Annotated in this window: 17 protein-coding genes and 2 tRNA genes; 11 read left to right on the forward strand and 8 right to left on the reverse strand. The window is 70.7% G+C overall.

Annotated features, from left to right (window positions below; all coding sequences use genetic code 11):
- Nucleotides 1-2: 2 nt before the first annotated feature.
- Together ABZ848_RS19170 and ABZ848_RS19175 are read right to left on the reverse strand one after the other, a co-directional pair.
- A complete protein-coding gene (locus ABZ848_RS19170; protein ID WP_360833168.1) occupies nucleotides 3-1070 on the reverse strand; it encodes an ABC transporter substrate-binding protein in 1068 nt (355 codons plus the stop codon).
- A 192-nt stretch (nucleotides 1071-1262) separates the two neighbouring features.
- The gene (locus ABZ848_RS19175; protein WP_360833170.1) at nucleotides 1263-2444 is read right to left on the reverse strand and encodes an ROK family protein; all 1182 of its coding nucleotides are present in this window, start codon (nucleotides 2442-2444) and stop codon (nucleotides 1263-1265) included.
- A gap of 422 nt (nucleotides 2445-2866) precedes the next feature.
- Between ABZ848_RS19175 and ABZ848_RS19180 the strand changes: the two genes are divergently transcribed.
- Nucleotides 2867-3445, forward strand: a complete 579-nt coding sequence (locus ABZ848_RS19180; protein WP_360833172.1) for a biotin transporter BioY — start codon at nucleotides 2867-2869, stop codon at nucleotides 3443-3445.
- Here ABZ848_RS19180 and ABZ848_RS19185 read toward each other — a convergent pair.
- Nucleotides 3429-4763, reverse strand: a complete 1335-nt coding sequence (locus ABZ848_RS19185; RefSeq protein WP_360833174.1) for an FAD-binding oxidoreductase — start codon at nucleotides 4761-4763, stop codon at nucleotides 3429-3431. The two genes, ABZ848_RS19180 and ABZ848_RS19185, sit on opposite strands and share 17 nt — an antisense overlap.
- Nucleotides 4764-4841: 78 nt before the next feature.
- Complete coding sequence (locus ABZ848_RS19190; RefSeq protein WP_360833176.1) at nucleotides 4842-5573, reverse strand: hypothetical protein; 732 nt, start codon at nucleotides 5571-5573, stop codon at nucleotides 4842-4844.
- Nucleotides 5574-5758: 185 nt separating this feature from the next.
- On the opposite strand from ABZ848_RS19190, the gene ABZ848_RS19195 reads away from it, so the two are divergent.
- Entirely contained in the window at nucleotides 5759-7978 is a 2220-nt protein-coding gene (locus ABZ848_RS19195; protein ID WP_360833532.1) for a protein kinase, read from the forward strand.
- Here ABZ848_RS19195 and ABZ848_RS19200 read toward each other — a convergent pair.
- Nucleotides 7965-9392 carry an amino acid permease gene (locus tag ABZ848_RS19200; RefSeq protein ID WP_360833178.1) on the reverse strand — a complete coding sequence of 476 codons (1428 nt, stop codon included), beginning with the start codon at nucleotides 9390-9392 and terminating at the stop codon, nucleotides 7965-7967. The two genes, ABZ848_RS19195 and ABZ848_RS19200, sit on opposite strands and share 14 nt — an antisense overlap.
- A 207-nt stretch (nucleotides 9393-9599) precedes the next feature.
- On the opposite strand from ABZ848_RS19200, the gene ABZ848_RS19205 reads away from it, so the two are divergent.
- A complete protein-coding gene (locus ABZ848_RS19205; RefSeq protein ID WP_360833180.1) occupies nucleotides 9600-10088 on the forward strand; it encodes a ribose-5-phosphate isomerase in 489 nt (162 codons plus the stop codon).
- A gap of 31 nt (nucleotides 10089-10119) precedes the next feature.
- A complete protein-coding gene (locus tag ABZ848_RS19210; protein ID WP_360833182.1) occupies nucleotides 10120-10929 on the forward strand; it encodes a DNA-formamidopyrimidine glycosylase family protein in 810 nt (269 codons plus the stop codon).
- Between the two features lie 225 nt (nucleotides 10930-11154).
- Here ABZ848_RS19210 and ABZ848_RS19215 read toward each other — a convergent pair whose 3' ends face one another.
- Nucleotides 11155-12384 (reverse strand): GNAT family N-acetyltransferase, encoded by a 1230-nt coding sequence (locus tag ABZ848_RS19215; protein WP_360833184.1) that lies wholly within the window; start codon nucleotides 12382-12384, stop codon nucleotides 11155-11157.
- 183 nt (nucleotides 12385-12567) lie between these two features.
- Between ABZ848_RS19215 and ABZ848_RS19220 the strand changes: the two genes are divergently transcribed.
- The 4 genes from ABZ848_RS19220 (at nucleotide 12568) to ABZ848_RS19235 (ending at nucleotide 17559) form a co-directional block, all read left to right on the forward strand.
- A complete protein-coding gene (locus ABZ848_RS19220) occupies nucleotides 12568-13749 on the forward strand; it encodes a PP2C family protein-serine/threonine phosphatase (RefSeq protein ID WP_360833186.1) in 1182 nt (393 codons plus the stop codon).
- A 117-nt stretch (nucleotides 13750-13866) separates the two neighbouring features.
- The gene (locus ABZ848_RS19225; RefSeq protein WP_360833188.1) at nucleotides 13867-14625 is read left to right on the forward strand and encodes an ABC transporter ATP-binding protein; all 759 of its coding nucleotides are present in this window, start codon (nucleotides 13867-13869) and stop codon (nucleotides 14623-14625) included.
- Between the two features lie 34 nt (nucleotides 14626-14659).
- Nucleotides 14660-17092, forward strand: coding sequence for an FtsX-like permease family protein (locus ABZ848_RS19230; protein ID WP_360833190.1), 2433 nt, complete (start codon nucleotides 14660-14662; stop codon nucleotides 17090-17092).
- On the forward strand, nucleotides 17089-17559 hold the full coding sequence (locus tag ABZ848_RS19235; protein WP_360833192.1) for an HD domain-containing protein: 471 nt from the start codon (nucleotides 17089-17091) through the stop codon (nucleotides 17557-17559). Before ABZ848_RS19230 ends, ABZ848_RS19235 begins: the two co-directional genes overlap by 4 nt.
- A 2-nt stretch (nucleotides 17560-17561) precedes the next feature.
- Here ABZ848_RS19235 and ABZ848_RS19240 read toward each other — a convergent pair whose 3' ends face one another.
- Nucleotides 17562-18698, reverse strand: coding sequence for an acyltransferase family protein (locus tag ABZ848_RS19240; RefSeq protein ID WP_360833194.1), 1137 nt, complete (start codon nucleotides 18696-18698; stop codon nucleotides 17562-17564).
- A 473-nt stretch (nucleotides 18699-19171) separates the two neighbouring features.
- On the opposite strand from ABZ848_RS19240, the gene ABZ848_RS19245 reads away from it, so the two are divergent.
- A complete protein-coding gene (locus tag ABZ848_RS19245) occupies nucleotides 19172-19366 on the forward strand; it encodes a hypothetical protein (RefSeq protein ID WP_016435177.1) in 195 nt (64 codons plus the stop codon).
- A 73-nt stretch (nucleotides 19367-19439) separates the two neighbouring features.
- Nucleotides 19440-19847 (forward strand): SseB family protein, encoded by a 408-nt coding sequence (locus ABZ848_RS19250; RefSeq protein ID WP_360833196.1) that lies wholly within the window; start codon nucleotides 19440-19442, stop codon nucleotides 19845-19847.
- Nucleotides 19848-20220: 373 nt separating this feature from the next.
- On the opposite strand, the gene ABZ848_RS19255 is transcribed toward ABZ848_RS19250, so the two are convergent.
- Nucleotides 20221-20294 (reverse strand) — tRNA-Gly (locus tag ABZ848_RS19255).
- A gap of 165 nt (nucleotides 20295-20459) precedes the next feature.
- On the opposite strand from ABZ848_RS19255, the gene ABZ848_RS19260 reads away from it, so the two are divergent.
- Nucleotides 20460-20536 (forward strand) — tRNA-Pro (locus ABZ848_RS19260).
- Nucleotides 20537-20551: the final 15 nt, after the last annotated feature.

Raw genomic sequence — 20551 nt, forward strand, 5'->3', positions numbered from 1 at the left:
GCTCACCTCCGGTACTCCGCCGGTACGGCCCGGGCGGCGATGGCCTCGAAGCGGTGGTCGAAGAGCGAGGAGACGTCGAACCTCTTCACGAAGCCGCCCTCCGCGAGCAGATCCGCGGTCTCCTGCTCCCACTTGATCGCCTCGTCCCAACTCGGCGGGAACAGCGGCTTGTTGGCGAGGTCGGAGATCGACTTCGCCTGCGCGAGGGTCAGGTTCTGCGTCTTGACGTAGAACTCCTCGTTCCAGCTGTCCGGGTTCTCGTACTGCCAGACCAGGCCCTTGGCCCAGAACGGGATGTACGCGGCGACCGCGGCCGCCTTCGCGGAGTCGGCGAGCACCGACGTGGGCGCCCAGAGCAGGTTGACCAGGTCGACGACGTCCGTGGTGATGGTGCGGGCGCCCTTCGAGCCGTACTGCTGGAGGTACGCGGGGACCTGGGTGTTGGACAGCGGTGCGATGTCGACCTGGCCGGACTGCAGGGCGGTCAGGAACTGGTTGCTGGTCAGCGGCACCAGCTTCACCTCGTCGTACTTCAGCCCGGCCTGCTTGAGCGCCCGCAGGAGTACGACGCCCTGCGCCTGCCCCTGCGAGAACGCGAGCTTCTTCCCCTTGAAGTCGGCGACCGAGCGGATGTCGCTGCCGGGCTTGGTGGCGAAGAGGTAATTCGGCTTGCGGGTGATGTCGATCGCGACGATCTTCGCGTCGAATCCCTGGTAGTGCGCCTGTATCGGCGGAATTCCCGCGTTGTTGGCGAGGTCCAGGGATTTCGCGCGGAAGGCATTGATGACATCCGGTCCGGCACCGATGTTCACCCAGCTGGAAACCGTGAAGGGCAGGGTGCCCAGCTTGGCCAGCTTGAACTGGAGTTGCTGGGCGTTCAGATACGAGGCGACCTTCAGGCTGGTGCCGGCCGGGACCTTGTCGGCGAGCGGCGCGGAGGAGGCACCCTTGGTGTCGGCGGCCGCGCTGCTGCCGGCGCAGCCGCTCAGTCCGGCGACACCGGCTGCGGCGCCGAGCACGGAGGTGAGGAACAGCCGCCGGTCGACGCCGGACGTGCGGGAAAAAGGCATGGGAGAACTCCCTGAATTCTGCACTGGAGCAGCGCACGGGAAAATCAGTGGGCAGGAGATTCACGCAGGGGAAATGAGCGCGTCACGCGGGGCAACGTGTCAGCAACAAAGGGCGCGACAGTACAGGTGCGGGCTCATGGACAGGATGTTCCCGGTTTCGCGGAACGGCTGTCAACATTCGGCGTTTCTGAATTAATTAACCTCAGGTGAGGACGCCAGCGGATCCCGGTAGAGCACGTCGAGCGCCACCGAACCGCCCGCCACCGCCAGCACGGAATCCGGGAAACTCGTCGGCAGCACGGAAGCCGCGCGCCTGGCCCCGACCCCCGCGCGCAACGCGCTCAGGCAGTCCTCCCGGTGGATGATCCCCACCTCGGTCACCACCACCGTCTCCGGGTTGAGCACGTCGAGCAGCAGCCGCGCCGCCCGCCCGATCGCACCCGCCCGCGCCACCAGCAGCCGTACCGCCCGAAGGTCGCCCGAGGCCGCGGCGGCGACCACGTGCATGGGGTTCACACCGTCGGTGACGCCCGCCTCCCGGGCCCGCCTGCACAGCGTGCGCTCGCTCAACTCGGCCTGGAGGCAGCCGACTTCACCGCAGGCGCAGGGCTCGGTGCCGCCCGGTACCGGCAGATGGGCGATCGCGCCCGCCTGGGAGCGCGGCCCGTGATGCACCTCGTCACCGGTGGCGAACGCCGCGTCGACCACATTGCCGACGAACAGATGCAGCACGCTCCCGCTGCCGCGGGCCCGCCCGAACAGCCGCTCCCCGTTGACCAACGCCCGCGCGTGGCCGTCCACATGGACCGGCAGCCCGGTGTGCTCGCCGAGCGTCCGGCGCACGGCCACGTCCCGCCAGCCGAGCAGCGGATGCTCCACGACGGTCCCGGACTCCCGGTCCACCCAGCCGCCGACGGCGACGCCGACGCCCAGCGGACGGCAGTTCGGTGCCTCCGCGAGCAGATCGGCGAGCCCCTCGGCGGCGCGCGCCAGCACCCACCCCGGATCGGTGCGCTCGTGCGGCAGCTCGCGCCGGACCACCACCCGCCCGCGCAGATCGAGCAGCGCGACGGTGGTGTAGGGCACCGCGACATGCACCCCGCCGACCACGAACCGCGAGTCGTCCAGGTCGACGGGGACATGCGGGCGGCCCACCCCGTTCGAGCGGCGGGGCGCGGACGACTCGCGGATCAGGCCGAGTTCGGCGAACCGGGCGCAGTAGTCGGTCACCGACGCGGGCGAGAGCCCGGTCAGCCGGGCGATGGTGGAGCGCGCCACCGGTCCGTGTTCGAGGACGGACCGCAGGACGACGCTGGCGCTCGTACGGCGCCGGGAGGCGGGGGCGGCGGGAGTGGACGCCAGGGCAGCGGGCATGGAAGACCGTCCTCGGGAACGGGGCCGACACGTCTCGGAGACCGAGGCGCGCCGCAGCCCGCCTCAGCCGGGACGGCGACAGGTGGCAGCACCCTGACGTCGCAGGTCGACATAGCGACGCGACGTGAGATTCCGGGCCTGGGCAACCATGCTTCGAAGGGTAGGCCAGGAAGGGCGAATCAGACCAGACCGCTAGGATTCATTTGGCGGGACCTTACAGAGCCGCTGAAGTCGCTGAAGTGAGCCCGCCCTCCCTGCCTCAGTGACCGTTCTCACGCCGTACCCGGTGTAACGGGCATCCTTTGTCCGGAGCCCACCAAGCCTCCGCCCCACCCTTTGTCGACCCATGACGGTGATCGGCTCAAGCGGGCCGGGATAGCGTCACGGTGTCCCAGCATGTCCCCGTCACCCGCGGAGTCCCCATGAGCACCGCTGCCGCCACCGCCCGCCCCCAGGTCCTCGCCGACCTGCTGCCCGCGTCCCGCCTCCGGGACGTGGCCCTCGTGCTCGGCGGCGCCGCGCTCACCGGCCTCGCGGCCCAGATCTCCGTGCCCGTTCCGGGCTCCCCGGTCCCGGTGACCGGCCAGACCTTCGCCGCGCTGCTCGTCGGCACCGCGCTCGGCGCGAGCCGCGGCCTGAGCGCCCTCGTCCTGTACGCGCTGGCCGGTCTCGCGGGCCTGCCGTGGTTCGCGGGCGGCACCTCCGGGACCTCCGTCTCCTTCGGCTACATCCTCGGCATGATCCTGGCCTCCACCGTCGTGGGCGCCCTGGCCCGCCGCGGCGCCGACCGCTCCGTCGTACGCATGGCGGGCACGATGCTGCTGGGCGAGGCCCTCATCTACGCCGTCGGCGTCCCGTACCTGGCGTACGCGGCCGACATGTCCCTGTCCGCCGCGGTCGCGGCCGGCCTCACCCCGTTCCTGCTCGGCGACGCCCTGAAGGCGGCCCTGGCGATGGGTGTCACGCCCACCGCCTGGAAGCTCGTCAACAAGCAGCGCTGACGTCGTAGTTGTGACGGAAGAGGTTCGCCGGGTCGTACGACGACTTCAGCCCGGCGAGCCTCTTCAGCGTCTCCCCGTCGTACAGCCCCGCGGTCCGGTCCCCGGCCCCGAAGGCGAAGTTGAGCGCCCGCCCGAGCGTGACGTCCGCGAGCAGCGCGAAGGCCGGATCCAGCAGCGCCCGCGCCCCCTCCCGCTCCCCGACCGTCAACAGCCGCACCAGGAAACGCCCTTCGCGGTACGGCACCGAGTTCGGCGCCGGCCGGGCGAGCGCCCCGCCCAGATGATTGACCTGGACGACGCACATGGGCCCGCCGGAGTCCGGCCCCACCCGCGCGAGCAGCTCACCGGCCCGCGCCACGTCCAGCTCGCTCAGCACCGCGCTGTCCCCGTAGTAGGCGTGCGGGAAGTCCGGGTCACTGTGGATGGTGTGGCTCTCGGCATATGGCATCTCCCGCAGCGAGTCCGCGAGCACCGGCCCCGACTCCCTGAGCGGAGCGACGATTTCGGGCCCGTCGGCGCCGGTGTACGCCACGCGCACGGAGACGACGTACCGCCCCCGCAGCTGCGACGGCAGCGCCGGCAGGTCCGGATACGGTACGGCGGAGAAGGACGAGGTCAGCCCGTCCGGCACGGTCCGCGTCCACTCCTCGTAGGCCCGCAGCAGCGCCGCCGGATCGGTCTCCCGCCCGTCGAAGGCGAGGGACCCGCCGTACAGCGTCTTCACGGGTACGAGGCCGATCTCCAGCTCGGTGACGACGCCGAAGTTGTGGCCGCCGCCGAGGAGCGCCCAGTACAGGTCGGGCTCTGAGTCCCGGGTGACGTGCCGGAGCACGCCGTCCGCCGTGACGACGTCCAGGGAGCGCACATGGTCGGCCGCGTAGCCGAACTCCCTTGCCAGGATGCCCAGTCCGCCGCTGAGCGTGTAGGAGACGGCGCCGACGCCGGGGGCAGAGCCGTTGAGCGGCGCGAGGCCGTACGGCTCCGCTGCCGCGACGACCTGGCCCCAGCGCACGCCCGCCTGGACGCGGACGGTACGCGCCCCGGGGTCCACGCTCACCCGGTCCATGCGCCGCGTCGTGACGAGCACACCGCCCTCCGACGTGCCGGGCAGCCCGTGACCGGTGGCCTGCACACCGACGGGAAGGCCGCGCTCGGCCGCGTACCGCACGGCGGCGATCACGTCGTCGGCCGAGGTGGCGGCGAAGACCACGGCGGGGCGGCGGGTGAACCCGGTCTGGAAACCGGCGAGTTCGTCGTCGTAACCGGGGTCGCCGGGTCGGAGGACCAGCAGGTCTGCGGTGTTGTCGACGGTGTTCATGGCGCACAGAGTGCCCGCATAACCTGACACCTGCCGTCAGGTTATGCGGGCGGGGTGAATCCGTGCCCTCTTGGGTGCTCAGGCGCCCAGCTGCCGGGTCGGCCGTCGGGTCGACCACCACAGTCCGGCCGCACCGGCCGTCAGCAGCGCGGCACCGGCCGCGCCGAGCGGCAGGATGTCGCGCCCGACACCGGTCTTGGGCAGCTCACTGGCGCTGCCGCCCGGGGACACCGGCTTGTTGTCGGTTCCGAGGAGCAGCGGGGTGGCCGGGGCGTTCGGCGACTGGTTGTTCGTACCGAACGGAACCGGGCCCTGCTGCCAGTACGTCTTCTTTCCGTCACCGGTCTGCACGGGCAGACAGATCTTTCCGGTCTTCTTCAGGTCGAACGTGGCGTCCACCGCGTACGACTTCGACTTACCGGCCGCGAGATTGTCGATCGGGCAGGCGAAACCACTGTTCGAGCCCTCCGGAAGACTCCCCTTGTCGATCGCGGAGCAGCCTTGAACGTTCTTGACCGTAAGGCCGTCGAAACCGACGACCAAAAGCTGGATCTTTCCGCTGTCCTTGGTCCCGTCGTTCTTGACGGTGGCCGTGATCGCCGTCTTTTGTGTGCTGTTGTCGACCGAGATCTTCGAAGGCAGGAGCGTGGTCAGCTTCACGCCTGCCGGGGCCTCGTCGATGACCTTTCCCCCCTTGCCGCTGCCGGGCCCCTGGTCGTCCGCGGTGGCGGTGAAGGAAAGGATCATCACCGCCGAAAAAGATGCCGCGACCACAGATCCCGCGATGGTCGTCGTGCGACGAGAACTCATGTTCACATCCCCCTTGGCTGCGCCTGAATTCGCAGTACTTGAAGAGCTACCACAAGATTTCTCCGCACTATGCTGGTACGGCATGAAGTGTGACCATTGTGTTTCACTCGGGGTGGACCGGACGTGGTCGAGGGGGTGCGGTGGATTTGCCGGGGAATTTGAGGAGCGGCGGTGTTCCAGGGCTTCTGGTGACGGGCCGCTATCGGCTGGTCGAAAGTATCGGGCAGGGGGGAATGGGGCGGGTGTGGCGAGCCGCCGACGAAATGCTCGATCGCCCGGTGGCCGTCAAGGAGATGCGGATAGACGGCCTGGACGCGGAGGACACCCGCACCCGCCGTGAACGCACCCTGCGCGAGGCCAGGGCGACCGCGCGGATCGACCACCCCAACGTCGTACGGGTCTACGACGTGGTGGACGAGGGCGAACGCCTGTGGATCGTGATGGAGTTGGTGAACGGCCGCTCCCTGGAACGGATCATGGTGGAGGACGGCCCGCTGGGCGCGCGTGAGACGGCCCGCATCGGCGTGGGACTCGTCGCCGCCCTGCGCCAGGTGCACGCGCGCGGAGTCCTACACCGGGACATCAAGCCGGGCAACGTCCTGGTCGAGGGCGCCGGTGAACTCGGCGAGCGCATCGTCCTCACCGACTTCGGCATCGCCGCGATCCAGGACGCGAAGGCGCTCACGATGGTCGGCATGCTGGTCGGCTCGCCGGACTACATGGCCCCCGAGCGGGTCTCCGGCCGCCCCCAGGGCCCGCCCTCGGACATCTGGTCCCTCGGCGCGACGCTGTGCGCGGCGCTGGGGGGCCGCTCGCCCTTCTCCCGCGACACGACCCTGGCGACCCTGCACGCGGTCCTCTACGAGGAGCCCGAAATCCCGCCCGCGGCAGGGCCCTTGAGCGACGTCCTGGCGGCCCTCCTGGAGAAGGAACCGGAGGTCAGGCCGGGCCTCGCGGACCTGGAAGAGGCCCTGCGGCCGCTCGCGTTCCCCGCGTCCACGCCGACGCTGCCGGTGGGCGGGGGAGAGCCGGGGGAGGAGGAGCCGTCAGGAGACCTGGAGTCCGAGCCGTCGGAGGGCGAATACGCCGTAGCCCTGGAGAAGCGAGCACCGCAGCCGACGCCGGGACCACCGGAAGCCACAGAGGTGCCGGAGACTCGGGAAGTCCGGGAAGACCAGGCGGTGCAGGAGCCTGAGCAGGCAGAGGAACCCACCCCTCCGTCCCCGTGGTCCCCGAACGAGTCACCCACCCCCGCCTACCTGGAGACCCGTTTCGTACGAGCCGTCCAGGACCCCAGGCAGCCACAGCCCGCGGCCGAACCCGAACCCGAACCCGAACCGGAGCCCATCGAGGACGCGATCCCGCCGGACCACAGGGACACCCACGACTTCGGCCACCGCACCTCCCACGAGCCGCCCGTCCCCAGCGCCTCCACGGAAGTCCCCTCCGAACTCCGCCCGGACGCCCGCTCCGAGACCCCGTCCGTCCCGGCGCCCTTCCGGGGGAGCCCCGCGCTCCACGCGGACGAGTCCGCCGCGCACCCGGCAACCCTCGTCCCGGACGCGGACGAGCCCGCCGAGCGCCCCGTCAACTCCGAGCCCACCACCGTCAAACGCGGCGGTGTCTCCCTGATCCGCGCCGCGGGGCCGGTGACCCAGCGCCCCGCGCACCCGAACGGCGCCGACCACGAGCGCCGTACGCGTCCCGCTCTCGGTTCCCACCCGCTCAGGACACCCGAGCGCCAGGCCGAGGAGCCGGGTCCGTCAGGCCCGCCCGCGCCCGGCGGACCCCGGCGCGACCGTCGTCGTATCGGAGTCTTCGCGGGCGCCGGTGTCGCCGCCGTCGCCGCGGTCGTCGTCGTGCTGCTGCTCGCCAACTCCGGGTCGCCCGGCGACGACAAGGCGGGCGGGTCCTCGACCTCGCCGTCCGCGTCCGCCACGAGCCCCTCGCCCACCGTCGAGGGCACCACCCGCCCCCGCACCCTGCCGCCCGGCACACACGAGGAGGCCGCCGGATACGCCTGGGCCACCCCCAAGGGCTGGCAGCGGAACGTGAAGACGGGGGCGGATGTGCACTACACGTCCCCGGACGGCGCCCAGGAACTCGTCGCCAAGTCCTCGGTGGCCCGCGGCGACCTGGTGAAGACCTGGGAGCAGTCGGAGCAGGACGCCCACAAAGGGCAGGACTACCGGAAGATCCGCTTCGAGCAGACGACCTTCCACGGCAACCCGGCCGTGGTCTGGGAGTACACGGTCACCGTCAACGGCGTTCCGTGGCACGCCCGTCAGCTGGGCTTCAACCAGGACGGCAGGTCGTACCAGGTCAACATCTGGTACCACCCGGACGTGGAGGCCCAGGCGGTCAAGACCTACGACAAGGTCAAGGACAGCTTCACGGTGCTTTGACGGCGTCCTTGGACTTGGCCTCGGCCTCGTCCTCGACCGCCGCCGTCGTCCGTCCGCCGCGCACCTTCTCCTTCACGAAGGCGATGGCCAGTACGACCGCTGCGACCAGCAGCGACAGCAGTACCGTCTCGCGGCCGTCGTGCTCCGTGTCGGTCAGCATGTAGCCGAGCACGAACACGATCAACGCGGCCGTCGCCCAGGTCAGATACGGGTACAGCCACATCTTCACGACCAGCTTCTCCGGCGCCTCGGCCTGGATGATCCGCCGCATCCGCAGCTGCGAGAAGCAGATCACCAGCCACACGAACAGGGCAACCGCACCACTGGAGTTGACCAGGAAGAGGAAGACCGAGTCCGGGAACTTGTAGTTGAAGAAGACGGCGACGAAGCCGAAGACGACGGACGCGACGATCGCCGCCATCGGCACACCACGCGAGGTGGTCTTCGCGAACACCTTCGGCGCGTCGCCCCGCTGGCCGAGCGAGAAGGCCATCCGGGAGGCCGTGTAGAGGCCGGAGTTGAGACAGGACAGCACGGACGTCAGCACGATGAAGTTCATGATCTGACCGGCGTGCGCGATGCCGAGGGAGTCGAGGGCGGCGACGTACGAGCCCTTGTCCTTGATGGACGGGTCGTTCCACGGCAGCAGCGTGACGACGACGAAGATCGAGCCCAGGTAGAAGACGGCGATCCGCCAGATGATGCTGTTGGTCGACTTCGTCACCGCGCGCTGCGGGTCCTCGGACTCGCCGGCCGCCAGCGTCGCGATCTCGCTGCCCATGAAGGAGAAGACGACCAGCAGTACGCCGGTGAGGATCGCGCCGGGGCCGTTCGGCAGGAAGCCGCCGTGGTCGGTGAGGTTGCCCAGGCCCGCCTTGTCGCTGTCGACGCCCGGCAGCACGCCGAACACCGCGAGCGCGCCGACGACGATGAACGCGCCGATCGCCACGACCTTGATCCCGGCGAACCAGAACTCGAACTCGCCGTAGGAGCCGACCGATACGAGGTTCGTCGCGGTCAGCACGACCATCACGATCAGCGCCCAGCCCCACTGCGGTACGGCCGGGATCCAGCCCTCCAGGATCTTGGCGCCGGCGGTGGCCTCCACCGCGAGCACCACGACCCAGAAGAACCAGTACAGCCAGCCGATGGAGAACCCGGCCCAGCGGCCGAGCGCGCGGTCGGCGTGCGCCGAGAAGGAGCCGGAGGTGGGGTTGGCGGCGGACATCTCGCCGAGCATGCGCATCACGAGGACGACGAGCGTGCCGACGAGGGCGTACGACAGGAGGATGCCGGGGCCTGCTGTGGCGATGCCGGAGCTGGAGCCGACGAAGAGGCCGGCGCCGATGACGCCGCCGATGGCGATCATCGACAGATGGCGGTTCTTGAGGCCTGCTTGGAGCCCGGAAGTCATGGGGGGAATTCCTTTGCGCCGGGTGAGCGGTCTCCCGTACTGGGGTCTGTACGAGTTGGGCCAGTGAATCGCAGGCAAAGAAATTCGTGAACCTTTGAATCCGGATCGTTACTTGAGGTTTTCTTGAGGTTCTGTGGTTGGCCTCAAATTTTTCCTGGTCGACACCCCGGGCTGCTGCCCCGAAACCGCCATGTCACACTCGGAGCCATGCGCGTGTATCTCGGCTCCGACCATGCCGGCCTCGAACTCAAGAACCACCTCGTCGAGTGGTTGAAGGCGGCCGGCCACGACCCCGTCGACTGCGGCCCGCACATCTACGACGCCCAGGACGACTACCCGCCCTTCTGCCTCCGCGCCGCGGAGAGGACGGCCGCGGACTCCGACGCCCTCGGCATCGTGATCGGCGGCTCCGGCAACGGCGAGCAGATCGCCGCGAACAAGGTGAAGGGCGTGCGGGCGGCTCTCGCCTGGAGCGAGGAGACCGCGTCGCTCGGCCGGCAGCACAACAACGCCAACGTCGTGGCGGTGGGCGCGCGCATGCACACTGAGGAGGAGGCGACGAAGTTCGTCGAGACCTTCCTGGGCACGCCGTTCTCGGGCGACGAGCGGCATGTGCGGCGCATCGAGATGCTGGCGGACTACGAGACGACGGGCGACCTGCCGCCGATCCCGGCGCACCACCCGCAGCAGGACTGATCGCCCCCAGGGGGCTGGAAGGACAGGAACCGTGCCCGAGGGGCATACGATTCACCGGCTCGCGCTGGACTACGCCGACCGCTTCTCCGGCCGGCCGGCACGCGTCACCAGTCCCCAGGGCAAGTTCTCCGACGCCGCCGAGCTGCTGAACGGCTCCGAGCTCACCCGTACCGAGGCGCACGGCAAGCACCTGTTCCTCGGGTTCCGGGACACCGACTGGGTCCACATCCACCTCGGGCTGTTCGGCAAGGTCGGCTTCGGTGACGCCCCCGCACCCCCGCCCACCGACACCGTCCGCCTCCGCCTCGCCAACAGCACGTCGTACGTCGACCTGCGCGGCCCGACGACCTGCGCCCTCATCACGGACGCCGAGAAGGACGCCATACACGCCCGCCTCGGCCCCGACCCCCTCCGCGCCGACGCCGACCCGCAGTCGGCGTACAGGAAGATCTCCCGCAGCCGTACGACGATCGCCGCGCTCCTCATGGACCAGAAGGTGATCGCCGGCGTCGGCAACGTCTACCGCGCCGAGGTCCTCTTCCGGCACGGCATCGACCCCTACCGCCTCGGCAAGGACGTCACCCCGGCGGAGTGGGACGCCGTCTGGGCCGACCTCGTCGCGCTGATGCACGAGGGTGTCCGGAACAACCGGATCGATACCGTCCGCCCCGAGCACACCCCGGAGGCGATGGGCCGCCCGCCGCGCGTCGACGACCACGGCGGCGAGGTGTACGTCTACCGCCGGGCCACCCTGCCCTGCCACATCTGCGGCGGCGAGATCCACACCGCCGACCTCGCCGCCCGCAACCTCTTCTGGTGCCCCGCCTGCCAGGGGCGCTGAGCCAGGGCCTGTCGTCAGATTCCCGCCTGCCGCGCGGCGTCTGGCACGCGCGCTCGCCGCGTTGCCGAACCGCCCACGTGGCTCCTCCCCCACGCTCGAACCGAGCTTCGCGCGGCTCGCGCGGGTGCACCCCCATCGAGGGCGGCTCCGGCGCCTTGCGATCGCACGCACCACACGCCGCGCGGCCCGCCCTTCGGGCGGACGACGGGAATCTGACGACAGGCCCTAGAACCCGTGCGGCAGCCAAGGCGCCACCGTCGACGCGAACGCGAGCGACGCCTCTGCCAGCGCGCCCTGGCGCAGCTCCCGTACCCGGCCGGCCGCCGCGAGCGAGTCGAGGCTCACGCCACCGAGGTACGCCGAGCCCAACTCCCGTACGGACAGCGCGAGATCGGCCGTGTCCTCGGTCCGCGCGCAGGACGCGCCCTTCGCGTCGCCGGTCAGTCGCCAACGCCCGCTGTTCCAGGGGCAGAAGACGTCCTCGACCTCCAACACCACGTCCACCGGCGCCTGGTACGTACGGGCCTCGAGCGCGCCGCCGACGTCCACGAGACGGACGTACAACGAGTCCCTGACCCGCCGCCCGCACCGGCGCAGGTCGGACACCATGTACTGCCACGCCTCGTCCACCGGCCGGCCGTGCGTGCTGAGTGTCGACGTCAGGTCGATGTCGAAGAGGAACCGCCACAGCGCGGCGTGCGCTGCCGGGTCCAGGGCCTCGGCGCTCGACAGGACCACCGTGCCCTTGGGGCCGGAGTGGTCCCACTCCGGCTTGATCCGGAAGCGCGCGTACCCGACGACCTCGCCCTCCCGCTCCGCGAGCACGCACTGCAGCGGCGACGCGCCGTCCCGCTCGCCCTCCGGGTCGAGCACCCACAGCCGCTCCCAGCCCGGGATCCGCGCCACCATCCCCGGCCGCCGGGACACCAGCCGCGCGTACACCGCCTCGCAGGCGCCCAGCGCCTCGGTCGGCGAGGCGTACCGCAGCCGTACGTCGTCGGTGCCGGGCGGCACGGACAACGTGACGCGGGTCGTGTCGATCTCGGCGGCCAGCTGCTGTGTCGCGACGCCGTACCCGAACCGGCCGTAGATCGCCGGCTCGGACGCCGTCAGCACGGCCAGCGGCTCGCCCCAGGACCGTACGTCGTCCAGCTGCCGCCGCATCATGGACCTCAGCACCCCGCGCCGCCGATGCGTCGCGGCCACGCTGACCATGGTGACGCCGGCCGCGGCCACCGAGGCCCCGCCCGGCACGGTCAGCCGGAAGCTGAACGCCCCGGCGGTCCCGACGCACCGGTCCCCGTCCCAGACGCCGACGGACCGTTCCGTCTCGGTGAGCTCACGCCACAGCGCCCGCTCCTCGGCGGACTCCGGCATTCCGCCGAAGGCCCGGAGCAGGTTGTCGTACCACTCGTCCCACTCGCTGTCCGCGAGCACCCGCAAGTCAGTCCCCATGAACCATGCCTACCAGGGCCTCGCGGGGCGGGCGAGGGAATTTCTCCGGACAAGTCGTGAACGCCCTTGCACAAAACGGGGCGTTCACTGTCCGAAGGGTGACTGTGAAGTTGAACCTCGGATGGGGGACAAGTCGTACCTCCTGTGCCAAGTGGCGGGTCCGACGGATAAGGTCCCGAACTAATGGCAGCAGGACGAGAGCGGCGCGCGGCGGCCGAGACGTTCACGGCCCGGTTGAGGATCCAGTGGCACCGGGTCCGCACCGGCCTGCGCAGAAGCGCCGTGGACTACTTCCGCGGGGACGGCTCGGACTGGGTCGCGCTCGCCGGACTGCTGCTGACGATCCCCTTGATCGCGGGCGTGACCCTCGTGAACTCCGTGTGGTGTTCACCGGCCGCCCTGGTCGTCCCGATCGTCGCGGGCGGGCTGCTGCTGCGCCCGGCCAGCCTGCTCGGCCTGTACGCGGCCGCCGCCACCGCGCTGATCGTGGAGTCGGTCAAACTCGGCCCCTACACCGAGGGGCCCTCGCGGGTCACGCCCGGTGTGGTGCTGGTCGTGGCCGCCTGCGGCTTCTTCGGGCTGCTCGTGGCGCAGTTCCGCAGCCGGGTCGGGGTGCCGTGGCGGCGCGGCGGGACCATGCTCTTCGACCTGCGCGAGCGGATCCGGGTGCAGAGCAAGCTGCCCACGCTGCCGGAGGGCTGGCACCGCGAGATGGCCCTGCGGCCGGCCGGCGGGCAGTCGTTTTCGGGCGACTTCGTGGTGGCGTCCCGTACGAACGGCGGCCGCACCCTGGAGGTCGTCCTGACCGACGTCTCCGGCAAGGGCATGGACGCGGGCTCGCGCGCGCTGCTGCTGTCGGGCGCCTTCGGCGGCCTGCTGGGCTCGCTGCCCCCGCACGCCTTCCTCCCCGCGGCCAACGGCTACCTGCTCCGCCAGGACTGGGACGAGGGCTTCGCGACCTCGATCCACCTGGTCCTGGACCTCGACTCCGGCGACTACGAGCTGTACTCGGCGGGCCATCCGCCGGGCCTCCAGCTCAGCGCGGGCAGCGGCCGCTGGGAGGAGAAGGCGGCCGAGGGGCCGCTCCTCGGTGTGTACGACGGTGCGCAGTTCGACCCCGTGAAGGGATCGCTGCGGCCCGGGGACGTGTTGATGCTGTTCACAGACGGGTTGGTGGAGACCTCCGACCGGGACATCGTCGAGGGCATCGACCGCCTCACCGGGGAGGCCGACCGGTATGTCGCGGGCGGTTTCCACGGCGCCGCCTGGCACCTCATCGAGGCGGTCGCCCGGGACGTCAACGACGACCGGGCCCTGCTGCTGATCTGCCGCGAAGGCCCGACGGCGGCGGCGAAGCCCCTGTAGACCGTGGTGCCGGTGGTGGGGTTTACCCCCGCCCGTATCCGCCAGCCGTCCTCATCGTCCGCGCCCCCTTCCGGTCCGTAGCGTCGAAGCATCACCCCGGACCGGAAGGAACCAGGCATGTCAGGCGACTGGGCCGTAGAACTGCACGGAGTCCGCAAGTGCTACGGCCGCGGCGGCAACGCCGTGCACGCCCTCCGCGGCATCGACCTCACCCTCCCGCCCGGCACCTTCACGGCGGTGATGGGCCCCTCCGGCTCCGGCAAGTCCACGTTCCTGCAGTGCGCGGCCGGCCTCGACCGCCCCAGCGCAGGCACCGTCCGGCTCGGCGGCACGGAGATCACCGGCATGAAGGAGAACAAGCTCACCGCGTTGCGCCGCACCCGCCTCGGCTTCGTCTTCCAGGCCTTCAACCTCCTCCCGTCCCTCACGGTCGAGCAGAACGTCGTCCTCCCGATGCGGCTGGCCGGCCACCGCCCCGACCGACGCCGCACCGCCGAGGTCCTCGCCCAGGTAGGCCTCGCCGACAAGGCCCGCCGCCGCCCCGGCCAGCTCTCCGGCGGCCAGCAGCAGCGCGTGGCGATCGCCCGCGCCCTGGTCACCCGCCCCGACGTCGTCTTCGCCGACGAGCCGACCGGCGCCCTGGACACCACCACGGCCGCCGAGATCCTCACCCTCCTGCGGGACGCCGTCGACACCTACGGCGCGACGGTCGTCATGGTCACCCACGACCCGACGGCGGCGGCCTGGGCGGACCGCGTCCTGTTCCTGGCGGACGGCGAGATAGCCGACCACCTGGACCGCTCCCCGGCGGACCGCATCGCGGCCCGCATGACGGCACTCACGGCCCGCCCCGCCTACGCGGAGGCCGCCGCGTGACCACGCCGACCGTCTCCGACCACGTACGGAGGCCATGATGTTCGCCCCCAACGGCCTGGCCCGCGCAGCGCTCCGTTTCCGCCCCTCCGCCTTCGTCGGTACGTTCATCGCGCTCGCGATGGCCGCCATGGTGGTGTCGGCATGCGGCATCCTCCTGGAGACCGGCATCCGTGCCACCGTCCCGCCCGCCCGTTACGCCGCCGCCCCCGTGGTGGCCGCCGCCGACCAGCGCGCCCCCTACGGCCACGGCGACGACGCCGACAGCGAACCCCTCCCCGACCGCGCCCGCCTCGACGCCGACCTCGTCGAGAAGGCGGCCTCGGCCCCCGGCGCCCGCACCGCGATCGCCGACGTCACCTTCCCGGTCGGCGGCCCGCACGACACCCCCTTCACCGCCCACAACTGGAACTCCACCGCCTTCACCGGCGAGCAGCTCACCGCCGGCCACGCCCCCGCCCCCGGCGAGGTCGTCCTCACCCACGGCACGGTCGGCTCGGACGTCACCCTCACCACCCCCGACGGCCCCCGCACCTACCGCGTCTCCGGCACGACCGGAGCCAAGTCGAACACCGTCTGGCTCGCCGACTCCGACGCCGTACGGGTCTCCGGCCACCCGGGTCGCGTGGACGCCATCGCCGTACTCCCGAAGTCCGGGGTCAGCACGGCCACCCTCAAGTCCCAGGTCACGCAAGCCCTCGGCACCCGCGCGAAGATCCACACCGGCGACGACCGCGGCACCGTCGAGGACCCCCTGCTCGCCGAGGCCAAGGAGACCCTCATCGGCATCGGCGGCTCCTTCGGCGGCGTCGCCACGATGGTCGCCGTCTTCACCGCGGCCGGCACCGTCGCCCTCGCCGTCGGCCAACGCGCCCGCGAATTCGCCCTGTTGCGTGCCATCGGCACCACCCCGCGCCAGGTCCGCCGCACGATCGCCACCGAGACCCTCCTGATCGCCCCGCTCGCCGGCGTCCTCGGCTGCCTTCCCGGAGTCGCCCTGGCCCGCTGGTGGTTCGGGCAGCTTCAGGACAGGGGAGCGGTCCCGGAGGCCGTCCGGTTCTCTGTCTCCTGGATCCCGCTCGTCTCCGCCGCCGGCGCGGTCCTGCTCACCGCGCTCCTCTCCGGCCACATCGCCGCCCACCGCAGCTCCCGCATCAAGCCGGGCCAGGCGCTCAGCGAGGCCTCGGTCGAACGGCTGCGCCCCGGCTGGATCCGTACGCCGCTCGGCGTCGCCGCCGCGGCCGGCGGCTTCGTGTGCGCGGGCCTGTCCGCCTCCCTCAACGGTGAGGACGCGGCCAACGCGGCCCTCGGCGTGGTCTTCCTGTTCATGCTCGCCGTCGCGCTGCTCGGCCCGTTCGTCGCCCGCGCCTGCGCCGGCCTGATCGGCCTGCCCCTGCGCGGAGCCGGCGCCCCCGCGGCCCTCGCCGCCGCCAACTCCCGTACGAACGCCCGCCGTCTGGCCTCGGCGATCACCCCGATCGTGCTCGCGATGGCCTTCTCCTCCGTGCTGATCTTCATGCAGACCAGCACGGACCACGTCACCGCCGCCCAGCAGCGCGACGGCATCCTCGCCGACCACATGGTCACCGCTGACCCGGGCCTGACCCCGGACGCCGTACGACAGGCGTCCCGCACGCCCGAAGTCACGGCCGCCATAGGCCTGTTGAAGACCTCGGTACTCGTCCCGGCCTCCGGCTCCCTGGAGCAGGCGACGGCACAGGGCGTGACAGGCTCCGTCCGCGACCTGACCGCCGTACAGGATCTCGACGTCGAGCACGGCCGACTCTCCCTCAAGCAGGGCGAGATCGCCGTCGACGCCAACCTCGCCGACACCACCCACGTCAAGGTCGGCGACCGCCTCCACCTGCGGCTGCCCGACGGCACGAAGGCCGCTCCCGTGGTCGTCGCGACGTACGGACGCGGCATGGGTCTGTCCCAGGTCACGATGGCCCGCGCCGACCTCGCCACCCACGTCAGCTCGGCCTTCGCCACCGAACTGTGGACCAAGGGCGGCACGCAGCAGGCGTTGAAGGCGTACGGCACCGTCCTGGACCGTGGCGACTACACCACCGCTCAGTCCCTGGACCGCGAGCTCAACGCCTGGGCCAACGGCGTCATGGCCGGCGTCCTCGGCGGCTTCGCGGCCGTCGCCGCCGTCAACACCCTGGTGATGACCGTCCTCGACCGCCGCCGCGAACTCGGCACGCTCCGCCTCATCGGCTCCACCCGCCGCCAGGTCCTGCGCATGATCCGCTGGGAGGCCCTCATGGTCGCCCTCGCGGGCATCGCCCTCGGCACGGGCATCGCGCTGGCCACACTGGTCCCGATGATGAAGGGCCTGACCGGGCAGGGGCCGTACATACCCCCGCTGGTGTACGGCACTTTCGCGGGCGCGATCGTCGTCCTCGGGGTGACCGCCGCGACCCTCCCGGCCCGCGCGGCCCTGCGCAAGGAGACACTGGAGGAGTGACAGCGACCCCACCGCGGCTGACCCCGACCGAAGTCGAGACGATCGCCCGCGCCGCCCACGAGGGCCAGACCGACAAGGCGGGACGGCCGTACGCCGAACACCTGCGGGCCGTCGCCGACGGGGTACGCGCGCGTGGCGGCGACGAGGAGCAGATCGCGGCGGCCTGGCTGCACGACGCGGTGGAGGACGACGCCCTCTCCGAACAATGGCTGGAACAGGCCGCGTTGAGCCCCCGCACGAAGGCCATCGTCCTGGCCGTCACCAAGCGCGCGGGGGAGCCCCCGGAAACGTACGCGGAGCGCATCCGCAGCACGCCAGGTGCCCTCCTGGTCAAGGAGGCGGACCTGGCGCACAACGCGGACCCGGCCCGCCTGGCCCGCCTCGACGACGAGCCCACCCGCAGACGACTGACCGAGAAGTACGCACACATGCGCGCACTTCTCGGTCTGGAGGAGGGACGGCCGTAGCTCTAGGCGTTGGCCGGTTCCCGCTGCTTCTCGGCCTTCTGCCGCTCCCGCGCCAGCTCCGCCGGGTCCTGCTTGAACGCCCACGTCATCTCGGGCTCCATCGCGAACCTGAACATCCGCTGTACGGGCTTGGTGCACAGCACGGTGACCGCCGCGCCGAAGGCGACCGTCACCGCGATCTCGCCGAGCGGCCGGTGCATCCACCCGTGGTCGAACCAGCCGTAGAAGTCACCGGCCTTCACCAGGAAGCCGTGCAGCAGATAGCCGTACAGCGTGCCCGCGCCGAGCGCCGTGAACCACATCGTCCGGCGCGGCACCCAGGCGAAGAAGCAGGCGGTCAGCAGCAGCGAGCAGCCGAACAGCGCCAGCGTCATGACCGGCCCGGCCCACCAGGGCGCGCCCAACTCCTGCGCGGAGTCGCGGTGGTAGAACCACGCGGTGTTCATGCGCGGCACCGCCCACCAGCCGACGGCGAGCGCGGCAGCGAAGACCGGCACGGACAGGATCCGCACCGCGCGCGTGCGGACCATGCGGAAGTGCTCGGGCCGCATGCACAGACCCAGCACGAAGTACGGCAGGAACTGCAGCACCCGCTGCAGGTCGAGGTCGTCGCCGATGTCCGGCGAGACGGAGGCCAGCATGGCGATGCCGAGCGCGAGCGGCAGCGGCCAGCGGAAGCTCTTCCACAGCGGGGTGGTCAGCCGCCAGATGAACAGCGCGACCAGGAACCAGGTCAGGTACCAGGGGTCGAGCAGGCTGATGTCCATGCTCGGGTCGTGGTCGCCGTACCGCTTGAACAGCGAGTACGCCGTCTCGAACACGACATACGGCACCAGGACGCCGGTGACCAGCCGCCGCAGGCGGTCGGGGCGCATGTCGAAACTGCGGGAGAAGTAGCCGGAGATGACGATGAACGCCGGCATGTGGAAGGTGTAGACGACGGTGTACACGCCCTCCAGGACGCGGCTGTCGCCCTTCAGCGGCTCCCACGAGTGGGCCATCGCCACGAGCACGATCGCCAGGTACTTCGCGTTGTCGAAGAAGGCGTCGCGCTGCGGTCTCGGCACTCCGGACGCCGGCGACTGTGCCGGGTGGAGCGGCGTTCTGTGCTGACCGGGGGGCGAGGCGGCGTGAAACATCTGAGGCACCCTAGCGTCGTCTGTGGGATTCCGTAAAACGGCCCACGTCATTCCTGCTTTTCGGCTTCGAGTACCCGCGAATAACGGAGCGTTGGGGAAGTCGACATCGCCGTCGACTGATGTTATGCACCTTTTAGTCCGGATGAATCGTGACAACTGGGTGCATTGTGCGGTGACTTTGATGTGCCCGTGGCAACAATTCGAAATAGCTGCGAACGGGTTGTGTGGACATGGAAACGAACCCGTTGAATTGGCTGCGCGGATGCCCCCCGAATTGCCGTGCCGGCGGCGCCGGTCGGTGATCCTGGCGCGGGGGCGCGTGCATGGCGCAGGCAAAGGTAGGGCACAGTGTGGCCGCCGATGCCTCACCCGCCGCATACGCGGGGCTTGTTGGTGGCACGATGGTTCTGGCGGGGGTGTGCGGGGCCGGCACCTCCGGGCCGGGAGCGGACCGACCAAGGGTGTGATCAGTTGTGGCCATTTCACTGTCAGTGGTGCTGCTGTTGGCGATCATCCTGGTGGTGTTGATCCGAGGAGGATCGATCAAGGCCGGCCCCGCGATCGTCGCGGTGCTCTTCGGCTTCTTCCTGGCGTCGACCGGTATGGCCCCGTCGATCAACAGGTTCCTCAACTCGATAGCCGAAACGATCAACTCGATCAGCTTCTGACCCGCATGACCGGGCCGATCGGGGGTAGGCGCGACCTATCCGGTGGCGGCTCGTCCAGTGAGGGTGTGGAGTCATGACGGAGATCCCGGCCGAGGTGTTCGAGGCGGTGGCGCGGGACGCTCTGCGGGATCTGGCCACGGCGCCCGACGGCCGCGCACTGGAGGCGCTCGCGGGCTGCGACGTGCTCATCCCTGCGGTGAGCGGGATCCGCTACACCCGCGGCCGCGGTGAGTTCGTACGGTTCGTGCTCCCGGTGATCGAGGGCCTGAACGACGCCCCCAAGGTCATGGTCTTCACCTCGGAGGAGCGGATGCTCAAGGCCTTCCCCCAGGTGCCCTGCTACCGCCCCGTCACCCTGCGCCAGCTGGCCCAGCACTGGCCGACCGACGAAGTGGTGCTGTCCATCGACGCCGGCCACGAGGACTCCCTGACCCTGTCCGCCCACGAGGCCCGCTGGTTCCTGGCCCGCTGCCTCGCCTGAAAACGAAAGACCCGGGGAGAGCGAACGAACCTCTCACCGGGCCTTCGCACAGCTGGTTACGCGTCCATATGGGTCCGGCTCGCCGATGCCGCGCGCACAAGTACCTCCTAGGTGCGCGCCCGCCGATCGCTGCCCTCGCCGGGAAGCCTGTGCAGCGATCGGTGGGCTTTGTGTTGAGCCACTGTGATGGGGTCTCTCCGGTCGCACCGATGCGTAAGCGTGACCTGACCGACAGTGCCGGTGCACAGGGGGCGCACGAAGTCATGAGGTCTGCCAAGTGGACGCGCCAACGCGCCCGTCGAGGTCGGGCGGCCCCGGGAACGACGAAGGCCCAGGGAGAGGAAGTCGACCTCTCGCCCGGGCCTTCGCCGTATGGAGCGGGCGACGGGAATCGAACCCGCGTAGCTAGTTTGGAAGACTAGGGCTCTACCATTGAGCTACGCCCGCACAGCACGCGCCGCAGGTCAGCCGACCGCGGCACTGAAGGCATCGTAGCGGGTCGCCCCGCTTTGCCGCACACCCCATTGCCGTCCGGGCCGGACTCCACCGCGCCCCTCGGGAAATGCGGCAGCCGCACTGCCTGCGGGCATGTACCCTACGTGTCGCACCAGACGGGGTGTGGCGCAGCTTGGTAGCGCGTCCGCTTTGGGAGCGGAAGGCCGTGGGTTCAAATCCCGCCACCCCGACCAGCTGATCATCCCCGG

Origin of the sequence: Streptomyces sp. NPDC047081, assembly GCF_040643775.1 — a bacterium.
Lineage (GTDB): Bacteria > Actinomycetota > Actinomycetes > Streptomycetales > Streptomycetaceae > Streptomyces.

Coding starts and splice junctions, on each gene's coding strand:
- ABZ848_RS19205 (WP_360833180.1), top strand. CDS start 9,600: ATGCGCGTGTATCTCGGCTCCGACCATGCCGGCCTCGAACTCAAGAAC.
- ABZ848_RS19220 (WP_360833186.1), top strand. CDS start 12,568: ATGGCAGCAGGACGAGAGCGGCGCGCGGCGGCCGAGACGTTCACGGCC.
- ABZ848_RS19200 (WP_360833178.1), bottom strand. CDS start 9,392: ATGACTTCCGGGCTCCAAGCAGGCCTCAAGAACCGCCATCTGTCGATG.
- ABZ848_RS19190 (WP_360833176.1), bottom strand. CDS start 5,573: ATGAGTTCTCGTCGCACGACGACCATCGCGGGATCTGTGGTCGCGGCA.
- ABZ848_RS19215 (WP_360833184.1), bottom strand. CDS start 12,384: ATGGGGACTGACTTGCGGGTGCTCGCGGACAGCGAGTGGGACGAGTGG.
- ABZ848_RS19225 (WP_360833188.1), top strand. CDS start 13,867: ATGTCAGGCGACTGGGCCGTAGAACTGCACGGAGTCCGCAAGTGCTAC.
- ABZ848_RS19175 (WP_360833170.1), bottom strand. CDS start 2,444: ATGCCCGCTGCCCTGGCGTCCACTCCCGCCGCCCCCGCCTCCCGGCGC.
- ABZ848_RS19250 (WP_360833196.1), top strand. CDS start 19,440: ATGACGGAGATCCCGGCCGAGGTGTTCGAGGCGGTGGCGCGGGACGCT.
- ABZ848_RS19240 (WP_360833194.1), bottom strand. CDS start 18,698: ATGTTTCACGCCGCCTCGCCCCCCGGTCAGCACAGAACGCCGCTCCAC.
- ABZ848_RS19230 (WP_360833190.1), top strand. CDS start 14,660: ATGATGTTCGCCCCCAACGGCCTGGCCCGCGCAGCGCTCCGTTTCCGC.
- ABZ848_RS19180 (WP_360833172.1), top strand. CDS start 2,867: ATGAGCACCGCTGCCGCCACCGCCCGCCCCCAGGTCCTCGCCGACCTG.
- ABZ848_RS19185 (WP_360833174.1), bottom strand. CDS start 4,763: ATGAACACCGTCGACAACACCGCAGACCTGCTGGTCCTCCGACCCGGC.
- ABZ848_RS19170 (WP_360833168.1), bottom strand. CDS start 1,070: ATGCCTTTTTCCCGCACGTCCGGCGTCGACCGGCGGCTGTTCCTCACC.